This window comes from Rhodobacteraceae bacterium M382 (genome assembly GCA_025141015.1).
GTDB classification, from domain to species: Bacteria; Pseudomonadota; Alphaproteobacteria; order Rhodobacterales; family Rhodobacteraceae; genus Aliisedimentitalea; species Aliisedimentitalea scapharcae.
In genome coordinates, this window is record CP081098.1 from 3,446,277 (window position 1) to 3,459,871 (window position 13,595).

The 13,595-nt window shown below is 60.7% G+C and carries 13 protein-coding genes; 4 read left to right on the forward strand and 9 right to left on the reverse strand.

What is annotated here, in order from left to right:
- Positions 1–13: 13 nt before the first annotated feature.
- The 4 genes from argE to K3727_16070 form a co-directional block, all read right to left on the reverse strand.
- Entirely contained in the window at positions 14–1,165 is a 1,152-nt protein-coding gene (argE, locus tag K3727_16055; protein UWQ90287.1) for an acetylornithine deacetylase, read from the reverse strand.
- 112 nt (positions 1,166–1,277) lie between these two features.
- Positions 1,278–2,231: a LysR family transcriptional regulator gene (locus K3727_16060; protein UWQ90288.1), complete on the reverse strand. Its 954-nt coding sequence runs from the start codon at positions 2,229–2,231 to the stop codon at positions 1,278–1,280.
- 104 nt (positions 2,232–2,335) lie between these two features.
- Positions 2,336–3,199 (reverse strand): DMT family transporter, encoded by an 864-nt coding sequence (locus K3727_16065; protein ID UWQ90289.1) that lies wholly within the window; start codon positions 3,197–3,199, stop codon positions 2,336–2,338.
- Positions 3,200–3,220: 21 nt separating this feature from the next.
- Entirely contained in the window at positions 3,221–4,600 is a 1,380-nt protein-coding gene (locus K3727_16070; GenBank protein ID UWQ90290.1) for a PLP-dependent aminotransferase family protein, read from the reverse strand.
- Positions 4,601–4,752: 152 nt separating this feature from the next.
- Between K3727_16070 and K3727_16075 the strand changes: the two genes are divergently transcribed.
- The 3 genes from K3727_16075 to K3727_16085 all read left to right on the forward strand — a co-directional run bounded on the left by K3727_16075 (position 4,753) and on the right by K3727_16085 (position 7,095).
- A complete protein-coding gene (locus K3727_16075; protein UWQ90291.1) occupies positions 4,753–5,136 on the forward strand; it encodes a DUF983 domain-containing protein in 384 nt (127 codons plus the stop codon).
- A gap of 124 nt (positions 5,137–5,260) precedes the next feature.
- Positions 5,261–5,902 carry a TetR family transcriptional regulator C-terminal domain-containing protein gene (locus K3727_16080; GenBank protein UWQ90292.1) on the forward strand — a complete coding sequence of 214 codons (642 nt, stop codon included), beginning with the start codon at positions 5,261–5,263 and terminating at the stop codon, positions 5,900–5,902.
- Positions 5,903–5,904: 2 nt separating this feature from the next.
- Positions 5,905–7,095 carry a pyridoxal phosphate-dependent aminotransferase gene (locus K3727_16085; GenBank protein ID UWQ93414.1) on the forward strand — a complete coding sequence of 397 codons (1,191 nt, stop codon included), beginning with the start codon at positions 5,905–5,907 and terminating at the stop codon, positions 7,093–7,095.
- A gap of 139 nt (positions 7,096–7,234) precedes the next feature.
- On the opposite strand, the gene K3727_16090 is transcribed toward K3727_16085, so the two are convergent.
- Positions 7,235–8,653 (reverse strand): MFS transporter, encoded by a 1,419-nt coding sequence (locus tag K3727_16090; protein ID UWQ90293.1) that lies wholly within the window; start codon positions 8,651–8,653, stop codon positions 7,235–7,237.
- Between the two features lie 68 nt (positions 8,654–8,721).
- On the opposite strand from K3727_16090, the gene K3727_16095 reads away from it, so the two are divergent.
- Positions 8,722–9,132, forward strand: coding sequence for a helix-turn-helix domain-containing protein (locus tag K3727_16095; GenBank protein UWQ90294.1), 411 nt, complete (start codon positions 8,722–8,724; stop codon positions 9,130–9,132).
- A 169-nt stretch (positions 9,133–9,301) separates the two neighbouring features.
- Here K3727_16095 and K3727_16100 read toward each other — a convergent pair whose 3' ends face one another.
- The 4 genes from K3727_16100 to K3727_16115 form a co-directional block, all read right to left on the reverse strand.
- The gene (locus K3727_16100; GenBank protein ID UWQ90295.1) at positions 9,302–10,228 is read right to left on the reverse strand and encodes a DMT family transporter; all 927 of its coding nucleotides are present in this window, start codon (positions 10,226–10,228) and stop codon (positions 9,302–9,304) included.
- Positions 10,229–10,398: 170 nt separating this feature from the next.
- Positions 10,399–11,487, reverse strand: coding sequence for a tricarballylate utilization 4Fe-4S protein TcuB (tcuB, locus tag K3727_16105; protein UWQ90296.1), 1,089 nt, complete (start codon positions 11,485–11,487; stop codon positions 10,399–10,401).
- A complete protein-coding gene (gene tcuA / locus K3727_16110) occupies positions 11,477–12,862 on the reverse strand; it encodes an FAD-dependent tricarballylate dehydrogenase TcuA (protein ID UWQ90297.1) in 1,386 nt (461 codons plus the stop codon). Before tcuA ends, tcuB begins: the two co-directional genes overlap by 11 nt.
- Complete coding sequence (locus K3727_16115; protein ID UWQ90298.1) at positions 12,852–13,592, reverse strand: class II aldolase/adducin family protein; 741 nt, start codon at positions 13,590–13,592, stop codon at positions 12,852–12,854. The genes tcuA and K3727_16115 overlap by 11 nt, the downstream gene beginning before the upstream one ends.
- Between the last annotated feature and the right edge of the window lie 3 nt (positions 13,593–13,595).

Below are 13,595 nucleotides of genomic sequence, written 5' to 3' on the forward strand. Positions count from 1 at the left end.
AACCTTTAGCCCTTTAGCCGACCAACTCTTCCAACACCCGGTCCATCATCGCATCACAGGCCGCCAGCTGGGTTTGCTCCAGATATTCGTCGGGCTTGTGTCCCTGCCCTTCCATCGATCCGGGGCCACAGACCACGGTGGGAATGCCCAGCCCGTCGAAATAGCCAGCCTCGGTGCCATAAGGGACTTTGGTCACATCATTGCTTTGGGCCAGACGCTGGGCCAGCGAAACAACAGGCGCGTCGCCCGCGACCGACAGACCGGGATAGGCGTTGTATTGGTCCACCTCGATCCGGGCATCCGGAAATTGGCTGCGGTGAGCGGTCGCCACCTGTTCCGCCGCCGCTTGGATGCGGGCCAGAATATCGGCTGCCTTGTCAGCGGCCAGATGGCGATATTCGAAATCCACAACCGCCTTGTCCGGCACGATATTCAACGCCATGCCCCCGGACAGCTTGCCCACATGCACAGTTGAATAAGGAATATCATAAGCGGCATCGCGCGCGCCGTTGATCATGAAATCCTGCTGCAACGCGCGCAGTTCAGCCACGAAATCCGTGGCCAGATGCAGCGCGTTCACAAACTGTGGGGCCAGCGCAGAATGGCCGTTCTGCCCAAAACAGGTTGCGCGCAGAGCAGCTTTGCCTTTGTGGCCCACGGCGACCTGCATGTCGGTTGGCTCACCGACAAAACAGGCGCGCGGCAGGCCAATCGTGCCGTCGAGCGCGCCGATCATATGTTTGATCCCGACCACGCCAATTTCCTCGTCATAGGAAAAGGCGATTTTCAGCGGCTCTTTCAGATCCCGTCCCGCTGCCCGATCGGCCAGCGCCATGACAGAGGCGACATAGCCCTTCATATCGGTTGTGCCACGCCCATAGAGACGCCCGTTGTCGCGGGTCAGGCGGAACGGATCACGGGTCCAGTCCTGTCCTTCGACCGGCACAACATCCGTGTGCGCCGACAACAGAATTCCGCCCGGACCAGACGGTCCCAGCGCGGCAAAAATCCCGGCCTTTTCGCCGGTGCCATCCGGGACCCGGTGTACGGCAAAGCCGCGCGCGGTCAGAAAATCCTGAATATAGTCGATGATCGCAAGATTGCTGTTGGCACTGACCGTGTTGAAACCGATCAGACGGTCCAAAATTTCAATCGTGTCTGTCATCTTGTCCAAAGCCCACTCAGATTGCCGCTGTTTCCCACTCAATACGAACATTGCGCCCCGGACAAAAGACAGGCCTGCCCAAGCAGTGGTTAGAGGCAGGCTAAGATCTCTGTCAGACGTCGCGACGGCTGCCTTCGGGGCCCATGCGGATGCCCGGCACGCTGTCGCGGGTGATCCGGGACCGACAATGTTCGATGAACGCCTTGACCGTGCTGGTGCCATCGGCTCCGCGTGCCATGATCAGCCCCATGCACATCGGGCGCACATCGCCGGTCAACGGAATGAACTGCAAGGTGCCCCCATCGGGGGATTGATTGGTCAGGGGCCGCACATTGGCGATGGAATAGCCGTATCCATTGGCGACCAGGCTGCGCATCACCGCCATATCACGGGTACGTTCCGCGATTTTGGGTTTGACCCCGGCCTTGGAAAAAAACGACAGGAAGTATTCGCCGCTCATCGGCAAATCCAGCAGCACCATGGGGTGATCGCGCAGTTCTTCGACTGAAACGGCCGGAAGATGCGCGATGGGATGGGTTTCAGCGGCCAGAACATAGGGCGGCAGTTCCACCAGCCGCACAAAATCCAGGTCCGCGGGAATATCCAGATCATAGGTCAGAGCGATGTCCAGCTCGGCCCGGCGGATCTGAGAGAAGATCTCGGTCTGGTTCAATTCGACCTGGTTGATGCGGACATCGGGGTATTGCGCTTCGAATTCACGGCGTACCTTGGGCAGGACAAATTGGGCAAATGTCAGCAGACACCCGATGGACAGCGGCCCCTGCACGTTCCCGGAAATATCCCCGGCAATCGAGTTGAGCATATCCGCCTCGCGCAGGATCTTTTGCGACTGTCCCAACAGGCGGATCCCGGCCTTGGTCAGCGACAGACCCTGGGCGTGTTTGCGTACAAACAGCGACAGACCGAATTCCTCTTCGAGCTGAGACACGGCAGCAGAGATCGACGGCGACGACACATTCACCTTTTCGCTGGCCGCCGCGATAGAACCGCATTCGCCCACAGCAACGAAATATTCCAATTGTCTTAGGGTATAGCGCAGCGTCATGGCAAAACTATCCTCTGCGCCTGACCAGTTTTCAAGCCTGATAGCGGCTTTGATCAGATTTGGGAATGCCCCCAATGCGGCTGCATCCCGTTCACACAGGCCCGTCAGACCCGCGCCATCGCCCGTCCTGACAACCACAGCGAGGCCAACCCCGAACAGGTGATCACACCCAGCCCAATCAGCCCCAAGGCGTCCGGCAGGTCCGAGAACACAATCCATCCCACCACTGTCGCGGCCAGCAGCTGGCTGTAAACCAACGGGGCCACAACGCTGGCCGGGGTTGTCTTGTTGGCCACCACCAACAGATAGTTTCCAGCGGCTGACCCCAGCGCGCTGACCAGGATCAACCCCGCATCCCCCCAACCGATCCCTGCGGGCCATCCCGTCAGGGCCAGCGGCAGCAGTACGATTGCGCCAACAAACAACTGCGAGAACATCAAAAAACCGGAACGATATTGCCCAGCCAACCACCGCGTTGCCACCAGAAACGAGCCGTGGAAACACCCGGCTGCCACCGCAAAACCCAGCCCCACGGTCATGCCGAACCCCGGCTTGACCACCAACAGAACACCCGCAAATCCGATCAGCAACAGAACCGCCCGGGCCGGTGTCACCCGTTCCCCCAACAGCACTGCCGACAGCACAAAGGCAAGGATTGGTCCGACAAAGAACCCGCCGAACACATTGGCAATCGGTTCGGTTCGCAACGCGGTCAGGATCAGGCTGATCCCCCCCACGATCAGACAGGCCCGCAGGATGATGCGCCAATCCAACAGCTGTGACAGCTCGGCCCGGTGCACCCGAAACGTCGGCAACAACACCACCAGCCCCACGGTAAACCGCGACCAGGCCACAAAAAACGGGCTAAAGCCATTGGCCGTCAACAGCTTTCCAGCTGCATCACCAATGACAATCAGGCTCATCGCGCTCACAACAAGGCCAAGCGCAGGGAGGAGACGGCTGTGCATGTTCTCAATCCTTTTCGGACGTCAGCCCAGCCAATCCTTGCGGGTCACAGCGTCGTTCAATGCCAACAGGTCCTCGCGCAGCTGATCCCGTGACACCGGACCACCCAGACAGACCCGCATTGATTCGGGTGGGGTGGGTCCAACTGAAAACGCATCACTGGGCATGATGCCGATCTGGCGATTGCCCATCCGCCCCATGACTTCGGCGCGGCTGGTGCCCTGCGGCAGGTTCAGCCACAGGTTGAAGGCCTCGGGCGCAGCGTGCAGGTCACATTGTTTCAGGACCGTGGCGGCGATCTCCTGTCGGGCGGCGGCCTCGGACCGGACAAAGGTCTGGATGTGCCCGGCAGTGCCGTCTTCGATCCAGCGGCTGAGCAGCGCCAGGTTCAGTGGCGAAGCCATGACGTTCATGGACCTCAGCGCCTGGGAAAACTGCCCCATCACCCCTGCAACGGGTACGCTGGTATAGGCCAATCGCAGGCCAGCACCAAAACATTTGGACACACCCGCGATATGCCATCCCAGTTCCGGCACGAGCTGTGAAATCGGCTGCGGTGCCTCTGCGGCGACAAACCGATAGGCGTCATCTTCGATCAGCGGCAGATCATGGGCGCGCAGCACCGCCGCAATCTGTTCGCGCCGCTTTTGCGGGATGGTGGCGGTCGTGGGGTTCTGCAAGATCGGATTCAGATAGAGCGCCACGGGGCGATCCTGACGAATGGCCTGATCCAGCGCATCGGGCAGAATGCCATCCGCATCGCCGGGCAACCCGATCAGCCGCAGCCCCAGCCGCGCCGCGATCGAACGGATCCCGGGATAGGTGAGTTCCTCGCACAGGAGGGTCAGCCCCGGTTCGGCCAGCACCGTCAAAATCGCATAGAGGCTGGCATGGGTGCCCGCCGTGACGGCCAGCCGGTCAACATCACAGGTCATACCCTGTTCCTGCATCCAATGCGCTGCAATTTCGCGGTCCTGGACGCTACCGATCACCGATTGATAACGCAGCAAGGCCACCAGATTGGCCGACACATGTGACATCCCCTGCGCCATGCGCGTCAACAGCGCCGGATCATCCGGTTCCGGCGGCATGTTCATCATGGGGTCTTCTTCCTGGGCCCGGCGCGGGTCCGGGGCTTCTGGCGCCTCTGGCGGTTCTGCTGCGGCCCGAACAAAGGTGCCCCGTCCGACAAAGCTCTCGATATAACCGCGCCGCACCGCTTCGGCATAGCCCCGCGAGACGGTCGACAAATCAATCCCCAGCCCCTGCGCCACTGCGCGTTGCGGCGGCAACCGATCTCCGGCGGCCAGAACCATTTTGTCGATATCGGATTTGATCGCCTCGGCGATTTCCACATAACGCGGGTGACCGGTCGGAACGAGCGTTGGGATCCACTGTTTCATGTCAGCCTCTTGCCTTGTGGGGTGCCGGACCGGGCCCGACAAAATGGATCATTACGGGGGATTGCGTCACATTGCAATCACTTTGCATTCAATTTGATTGCAATCAATTCTGAAACACTCTAATCGACTGGCAATCCACGGAGACACGCGCCATGACCGATTCCCTTGCCCAGACCACCGAAGAAGACCGCCCCATGAAACCCGCCATCCTGAACGGGTTGCGCCTGAAGTGTCCCAATTGCGGCCAGGGCAAGCTGCTGCACAGCTATCTCAAGGTGAATGACACATGCAGCCACTGCGCCCAGCCGCTGCACCACCAGCGGGCCGATGATGGCCCCGCCTATCTGACCATCCTGCTGGTGGGTCATATCCTGGGGTTTGCGCTGCATTTCGTTTACACCACCTGGCGCCCCGAGCCTTTGACGCTGGCGCTGATCATGACCGCGGTCACCGTCACCGGGGCGCTGGCCCTGCTGCCTCGGATGAAGGGGCTGGTGGTCGCCTATCAATGGGCCAAACGGCTGCACGGCTTCTAACGCTTCTTCAACACAACGCCTCCAGACACGCCCGCCATTAGGTGGGCGTTTTTTCTTGCGCCAGTGCGAAATCGCCTCTAGCTATACATCTGTATAATTAGATTCCCACTTCAGGACCGCGCGCGTGACCTCTGCCCCTCGCAAATTCAACCGCATCACGCCCGATCAGCGCAAACTGGCCCTGATCGAGGCCACATTGGCGTTGGTCGGTGAAAAGGGCGTGCAGGGTGCAACTGTGCGGGCCATTGCCGACCGGGCAGACGTCACCCAAGGTTTGATCCGGCATCACTTCTCCTCCAAGGAAGAGCTGATTTCTGCCGCTTATGATCACCACATGACGACGTTGACCACGCTGGCGCAGGCCACGGTCGATCCGACAGCAGACACCGCCCGGAGCAGGTTGGCGGGGTTCGTGCGGGCCACGCTGACCCCACCGGTGGTTGACCAGAGATCGCTGGCGCTGTGGGCTGCATTTCTGAACCGTGTGCAACAGGACGCGGCCATGCGGGCCATACACCAACGCACGTATATGGTGTTTCGCGACCATCTCGAGGGGCTGATCCACGCCGCCCTGACCGAATCCAACCACCCTGCCCCCCAGGATCGGACCCGACGTCTGGCCATCGCTTGCAACGCGGTGCTGGATGGGCTGTGGCTCGAAGGGGGGGCGTTGCCCAACCTGTTTGCACCTGATGAACTGTCCGAAATCGGCCTGGCTTCGGTCGGAGCATTGATCAACATTGACCTGAAACAAAAGGCTGAATGAACATGAAAACAGCTGCGATTACAGACCGGTTGGCCGGGCTGGGTGGAGCCAAGTGGGACCTGTACCAAAAGGCACGCGATATGGTGGCCAAAGGGGCTGACATCGTCGAAATGACCATTGGCGAGCCGGATGTCCCCACCCCCGCATCACTGAGCGGTGCGGCGATCACGGCGCTGCAGGCCGGGCGCACCACCTATTCGACAGGCCGGGGGGAAATGGGGCTGCGTCAGGCATTGGCTGACAGCTATTCCTGCAGCCGCGGGCGGGCTTTTGGCCCCGAAAACATCCTGTGCTTCCCCGGCACCCAGACCGCGCTGTATGCGGTGATGATGGGCGTCGCGGACCATGGAGACCAGGTTCTGGTGGGTGATCCGATGTATGCCACCTATGAAGGCGTAATCCGCGCAACGGGGGCCGACATGGTGCCGGTCCCACTGCGCCCCGAGGCCGGTTTCCGGATGCAAGCCGCAGACATTGCCGCCCGTATCACGCCGCGCAGCCGGGCGATCTTTCTCAATACGCCGCATAACCCCACCGGCGCGATCCTGAGCGCGCAGGACATTGCCGACATCGGTGCGCTGGCTTTGGAACATGATCTCTGGATCATCTCGGACGAGGTCTATGAACATCTGGTGTTTGACGGGGCCGGTTTTGCCTCGCCCCTGTCCAATCCGCACCTGGCCGACCGGGTGATTGCGGTGTCGTCGATTTCGAAATCTCACGCCGCGCCAGGGTTTCGCAGCGGCTGGTGTGTGGGACCTGCATCCTTTTGTGATGCGCTGTTGCCAGTGTCGGAAACCATGCTGTTCGGCAACCAGCCGTTCATCGCCGACATGACCGAACAGGCGGTGCGCGCGGGATCCGAGGTCGCCCCGGGCATGTGCGCGCGCTATGCCGCCCGCGCTGCTGCGCTGGCCGACCGGCTGGCGCGCGACACCTGTCTGACCGTGCACCGCCCGGACGCGGGCATGTTTGCGTTGGTCAATGTGGCCGCCACGGGGCTGGATGGCACAGCCTATGGGGCCGATCTGCTCGAGACCGGTGGCGTGGCGGTCATGCCGGGGGTGTCCTTTGGCGCGGGGCTGACCGATTGGGTCCGCGTGGCGCTGACCGTTGATGATGCAAGGTTTGCCACCGCGCTGGACCGCATCGTCGCCCATGCACAGACGCTTCGGACACGCGCGGCGCAGTGAGACGGAGCTGGCCGCGCCACCTGGCATCGGCGCTGCCCCACGCCTGAGGCGGCCACAGGTCCCGTCAGCCGGGTTGACACCCTGGCATGACGGGTCCGCCCCCAAGTCGACCGGGGTGACACCTGTGAAACCTGACGGTTCACTCTGCCACAGCGCAGGCCCCCTGTGGCCGCGCGCCCTCGCTGTAAATCGCCAAACCCAATGCGACCGTCGCCAACCCGGCTGCGACCACCAGAGACGTCGAAAACGCATGTGACACATCTGGGACAGCAGCCAGGGAAACATCTCCGGTTCCCAGGACAGTGACAAAAACAGTGGGCATGGCGGATGCCCCTGTCATCAGACCCAGGTTGCGCGACAGGCCAAGCAGACCGGAAAGGCGGCCACGCTGATCTGTGTCAGCGTCAACCAGAACGATCGTGTTGTTGGCAGCAAGAAAAAGCTGAAAGGCCGGTGTCAGCATGACAAGCGCCAAGATGTAGCCCCCTGCTCCGAACATCCGAGGCAGAAACGCCAGGCACAGCAATCCCAACACCGTCTGCACCAGCCCGATCAGCAGCGCCCGATTTGCACCAATGCGGTCCGTCAATCGTCCCGCCGGAACACCAAAAAGCGCTGCGACAGCAGGGCCAGTTGCCAGCACAAAACCGATGAGCGCCTCGTTCAACCCCAATGAAAACGCCAGAAAGAACGGCCCAACCACAAGCGTCGACATCATGACGGTACCAATCAGCATATTCGTGGCAAAGCCGACGCTGGTTTTTCGATCAGCAAGCAGCTGCATGGATACCAATGGCGCAGACGTTCGCATTTCGACAATCACGAACAGGATAAACCCTGCGACGGAAGCCGCACACAACACAATCGGGTGCAGCGGGATACCAGAGACACCGCCGCTCGTCGCCAGCGCAAAGGCGGCAAGCGCAAACACAAGCACAAATGTTCCCGGCACATCCAGGTCCTTGAGCGCAGGCGCACTCCGTTTTGAGTTCCGAGGAATTGCCGTGGCACACAGAACAAGCGCAAGGGCCCCAAACCCTGCAAGCGCCCAAAAGCTCATCCGCCAATCGCCCCAGGCCAGCAACACCCCCCCAAGTGATGGGCCAAGGGCCGTGCCCAGGGCAGAGGTCGTGCCGAGAAGCCCCATCGCCGTGCCCAGCCGGTCTGTCGAGACGTGATCGCGGGCCATCGACATCGGCAACGCAATCAGAACGCCGCCCCCCGCCCCCTGCAGCGCCCGCCCGGCGATCAACACGTTCAAATTCGGCGCAGCCGCACACAGAATTGACGCGCCGACAAAACCAACAAGGCCAGCTGTCAGAACGCGCCGATGACCATAAAGATCGCCCAACCGCCCGGCCGGGACCACGGCAATGGTAGCGAACATGAGATAGATCAAAACCACCCATTTGACGTCTGACACCGTGGCCGAGAAGACCAGAGTCAGTTTGGGAAGCAGGACAGACGCAATACTCACCCCCAGAGAGGCGGCCATTGCCGCTGCGGCAAGCGCAACCAGAATGGAGGTGGATGTCGGGGTCGGCTGGGTTTTGATCATGGTGGTGTCTCTTGTCATAGCTACAGTTGACGACTACCCTGCCACTTCAAGCCAACTTGAGGTCAACCATGGAAGTTCTAGATATTGGTGTTTTGTCGGAACAAAGCGGCGTCCCCCCCTCCACGCTGCGGTATTACGAGGAAATCGGCCTGATTCAATCCGTGGGACGGCGGGGGCTGCGTCGGCAGTTCGAAAGATTGACGGTCACGCAACTCGCCCTGATTTCATTGGGGAAAATGGCCGGATTTTCGCTCGAAGACATCAAGGGCATGTTCGCCAAGGACGGCACCCCGCAATTGCCGCGTGCCGAACTGCACCTTCGCGCAGATATGCTGGATGTGCAGATTCGCGGACTGTCCAGACTGCGCGACGCGATGCGACACGTCGCGGATTGTCCGGCAGAAACTCATCTGGACTGCCCAAAATTCCAACACCTCATGAAATTTGCGGCGCGCTCTGCCAATACACAAAAGCGATGATATTTGCGGTCGCCGACACGGTATCGCAAGGGGCGGGATGATGCATGCATCACCCCAGTCCCCGCCGCCCAGCACCCTGTCCCCGGTGCCCCGGTTTCCCCGGCTTGGCCACGCCTGCCGGGGTTCCGCGCTGACCCAGGCCCCATGAGCCGCGGATCATGCCCCCAACCTAGGCTTTGGGTTCTTTTGCGATCACTGTCGTTACAGTCCGCGTCGTCCGGCTTCGGGTGATTGCTATCGCGCCCAACACCAAAACACAGGCGACAATCTGGGGCGTCGTGATCGCTTCGCCAAATGCAAAAAAACCAACCGCAAACATGGTCGGGAGCTCAATGCTCCCGATGACCGCAGTCTGCGACGCACCAATCAATGGCGAACAGATTGTGTAGATGAGCTGTGGAACAAGCGCCGTGACCAGACCAATTCCGGCGATCAAAATCCAGTCGGCCTGTCCGCTCGGGAGCAGCACAGACGCATCGGCAGTTGCCATCAGCGGCAAGAGCCCAATAACCGACCCCAGAGAAACCGACGCAATGCGTGCCAGCGGCGCGATACGGGACAGCCTGTAGACCAGAACACATATGCCAAAGCCAAAGCCCAAAGGGGCCGCCAGTGACATCAAAAGCGTGGGGATTTGCTGTATCGGAACCGATGCCGGCGACCCAGCTATGAGTGCCGCGACCACAATAAGACCCGAAGCCAGCAGAGCGCGCCGCGTCGGGGCATCGCTGAACAAGACCCAGGCAATGATCAATGTGAAAACCGGATAGGTCATATACAGCACGCCCACTGTCGATGCCGGCAATGTCTTTATCGCCGTAACATATCCGATCCATCCCAGACCCATTACCGCCCCGGCCGAAAGCCCCCAAAACACCTCGCGCCACGCCCTGCGGTGCACAATCAGAACAGGAAAGAGCAGAACCGCCGCAACAATATAGCGATAGAATGCGACGGCATAGGGTGCGACCCCCTGTTCGGTCAGCCCCCGGCTGAAATAGGGAACCAGTCCGAAACAGATTGACGCGACAAGCACACCGCCCCCCGCAAGAGCATAGGAAACAGAGGGGCGTGTCTGTGTCGAACGTGTCGTCATGTCCCAGCCCTAACACGGGTCCGCACATACCAAAGCAGAAAACATGACCGGCGGGGTTCGTCCCGCAAAATGAATCTTTCGAACCGTTGCCACCTGGCGGGTCTCTGGCCGCATTGCATTGATGTATCGACCAATCAGAGGACGGGCGCTTTCGCTGATTGGTCACTTGGTCATTTCTGTTGGGCGTCGCGCACCAGCGCGGCCAGGCGATAAAAGCCGTGCACCATCTTGGAAAATGGCATCAGCAGAAAGAACGCCAAAACCGTGCCCAGATGCAGGGCCAACAACAGCGGTACGGCAGCGGTGCCAGTGGCTGCGTACAGCACCAAACCCGTCACCGCGACGACGAACAATAGCAGGATAAACGCCATTTCACCACCCCAGACCCGCGTATCCCCCAGCGACCTGTCGCCCTTGGGTTTCAACCAGGCGAGTTTGGCCGTGCCCAGTGTCAGCAAGACACCGCCTGTGATCCCCAGCAGCTTGGGCAGGGAGAGCAGATCATAGGGCGCAGGCAGGTCAAAAACATAATGCATCACTGTCGCCGTTGATGTCGCCGCAAAGCACAACAAAAACCCCCACATGGTCAGCTGGTGCCCGATCCGGCGCAGGTGAGTGAACCGGTCCTCGTCTTCGAAATTGCAGCCCTCGCCATGTCCGCCAGAGAGGTTCTTCAACCGCGCAGCATCCCCAAAGGCCTGTGTCAGCGCGCCCAGCGTTACTTTTTGTCCGCCGATATGCGCCCAATAGCGGCGCAGGCTGATCCCGATCGACAGGACCGGAAACAGGAAGGCGGGGACAAAAATCGCCACCATCGCATTGTGGCTGAGGGTGGCATAAAACCCGTCTCCCCCCGCCGATCCGATGGCCTGCACAGCCAGCAACAACGCCATGAAGCCCACAATCACGGCACATGCAATCGCCACGCCAGAGCGGTGAAAGGCCTGTCCCGCGCCACGAGGCCAGGCGTGATCCTGCCAGCTGTCTTGACGCACCTGCGCCAACACACCGGGCAGGTTCAGCGCAAATTCATGGGGTTCGGTGTACTGACAGGCGTAATAACACCCCCGACAGTTGTGGCACAGGTTGGCCAGCTGCGAGATGTCACCATCGCCAAAGGTCTTTTGTTTGGTGATCGCCGGGAACACCGCGCAATAGCCTTCGCAATAACGGCAGGCATTGCAGATTTCGATCTGGCGGCGGGCCTCGTCGATGGGGTTCAGGGTTTCGAACGCCTGAGGTGTTTGTTCAATGGACATAGGCGGCGGCCTCCTTGCCTGCGATGCGGCCAAAAACGGTGCCGATGGTCATGCCGAACCCGGCCAAATAGCCCTGACCCAGGATCGACCCGGCCATGGTTTCGCCGGCAGCCCACAGGTTTTGGACTGGGCCTGTGGCTCCTTGGACCTGGGCCTGTGCGTCGACCTTGAACCCGAGATAGGTAAAGGTCACACCGGGGCGCAGGGAATAGCCATAGAATGGCGGGTCGACGATGGGTCGGGCCCAGTTGGTCTTGGGTGGGTCCAATCCTTCGGTCGCCACCCCGTCCAATTCGGTCGGTTTGAAATCACCGTTTTGGCAGGCGGCGTTGAATTCAGCAATGGTGGCGGCCACCGCATCCGGCTCCAGCCCCAGTTTCACTGCCAACTCGGGGATCGTGTCGGCCGTCACCGGCGGGAACACAGACGGCATGAACAGGTCGCGCGATTTTGAATCGATGATCGAATAGGCCACCTGATCGTCTTGGGCAGCCACCAACCGTCCCCAGATCGCATAGCGTTTGGGCCAAACGTCTTCGCCTTCGTTATAGAACCGCTGACCATGGGTGTTGACCACCACGGAAAATGGCACACAGTCCAACCGGGTCACGATGCCGCCGTCGAATTTGGGGGCGCGCCCGTCAATGGCAACCGCATGGCATTGGGTCGGATCCCCAATGGATTGCACCCCCTGATCCAGCAGGTCAAACAACACATCACCACGGTTATAGGGCGTGCCGCGGATCAGGAAGTTTTCAGCCTCGGGTCCCCAGGCCGCAACCAACCGTTCGATATTGCCCTGAAACCCACCCGAGGCCACGACCACTGCGCGCGGGGTCAGGCTGTGTGCAGTGCCGTGTTGGGTGAAATCGACCCGCGTGATGCGGTCGCCCTCCAGCTCCAAATGGTTGACATGGGCATCATACAGCACTTCGACGCCCAGCGCCGCAGCGGTGCGGTAATAGGCATTCACCAGTGCTTTGCCGCCACCCAGAAAAAACGCATTGGTGCGCGACAGGCTGAGCGTACCTGACAGCGACGGCTGAAACCGCACCCCATGCGCCTCCATCCACGGCTGGCTCTCCTGGCTGCCGCGAATGGCGATGCGGGCCAGGTTCTCGTCGGTGTTGCCCTTGGTGACCAACAGCAGGTCGTTGTAATATTCGTCTTCGCCGTAGCTGCCGGTCAGCACCGACAGCGGGCCATCATGCATACAGCGGAAATTGCGGGTGTGGCGCGAATTGCCGCCGCGATACTCCTTGGGCGCGCCTTCAAGGATCAGCACCCGCGCACCTGCTTCGGCAGCCGTGATTGCCGCGCACAAGGCAGCATTGCCGCCCCCGACAATCACAATATCGGGCGTTTTATTGGTCATATTCAGGGTGCTCTCTGTCCAGGCGCCGCAACAGGGCGGGCCATTCTTTCCATCCGTGCGGACCGTTTTCCGGCGCGCCCCATTGCAGCAGCGGGTCAAGCGCATCAGGCGAAATCAGAATCGGGTCATCCGTCGCCGCCATCACATCCACCTGTATCTTGCACGATGCTTCGAGGTGATAGTGATACATGAACACCTCTGCCGCCGTCCGGCCCAGCGTCAGCAAACCGTGGTTCTGCAACAGCATCGTATAATTCTGCCCCAGATCCGCCGCGAGCGCCGCGCCTTCATCCGCCACGGCGGTGCTGTCCTGAAACGGGTGTGTCGCCAACGTCCCCAGAACAAATCCCGAATGCTGCGAAATCGGCAATAATCCCTGTGGCATCGCCGACACGGCAATCCCGGCGCGCGTATGGCTGTGCAATACAAAGTTGACGTTCGGGCGGGCCTGCAAGACCGCCGAATGGATCTCGTGCCCAGCCCGGTTGAGCACCCGCCCCGGTGTCAGCATCCGACCATCAAAGCTGATCTCACACAGCGACGACGCGGTGATTTCATCGAACAGTTCGTCGTGGGCGTTCATCAGATAGGCATCATCACGCCCCGGAATCCGGGCCGAAATATGCGTGCTGGTCAGATCGGTCCACCCATAGAGGTGACACAAACGGTAAAGGGCCGCCAATTGCTGGCGGGCCTCTTGTTCGTTTGTGGGGCGCGGGCAGGTGCTCATGCT

Coding starts and splice junctions, on each gene's coding strand:
- K3727_16090 (UWQ90293.1), bottom strand. CDS start 8,653: ATGATCAAAACCCAGCCGACCCCGACATCCACCTCCATTCTGGTTGCG.
- K3727_16115 (UWQ90298.1), bottom strand. CDS start 13,592: ATGAGCACCTGCCCGCGCCCCACAAACGAACAAGAGGCCCGCCAGCAA.
- K3727_16075 (UWQ90291.1), top strand. CDS start 4,753: ATGACCGATTCCCTTGCCCAGACCACCGAAGAAGACCGCCCCATGAAA.
- K3727_16065 (UWQ90289.1), bottom strand. CDS start 3,199: ATGCACAGCCGTCTCCTCCCTGCGCTTGGCCTTGTTGTGAGCGCGATG.
- K3727_16060 (UWQ90288.1), bottom strand. CDS start 2,231: ATGACGCTGCGCTATACCCTAAGACAATTGGAATATTTCGTTGCTGTG.
- K3727_16100 (UWQ90295.1), bottom strand. CDS start 10,228: ATGACGACACGTTCGACACAGACACGCCCCTCTGTTTCCTATGCTCTT.
- K3727_16095 (UWQ90294.1), top strand. CDS start 8,722: ATGGAAGTTCTAGATATTGGTGTTTTGTCGGAACAAAGCGGCGTCCCC.
- tcuA (UWQ90297.1), bottom strand. CDS start 12,862: ATGACCAATAAAACGCCCGATATTGTGATTGTCGGGGGCGGCAATGCT.
- argE (UWQ90287.1), bottom strand. CDS start 1,165: ATGACAGACACGATTGAAATTTTGGACCGTCTGATCGGTTTCAACACG.
- K3727_16085 (UWQ93414.1), top strand. CDS start 5,905: ATGAAAACAGCTGCGATTACAGACCGGTTGGCCGGGCTGGGTGGAGCC.
- K3727_16070 (UWQ90290.1), bottom strand. CDS start 4,600: ATGAAACAGTGGATCCCAACGCTCGTTCCGACCGGTCACCCGCGTTAT.
- tcuB (UWQ90296.1), bottom strand. CDS start 11,487: ATGTCCATTGAACAAACACCTCAGGCGTTCGAAACCCTGAACCCCATC.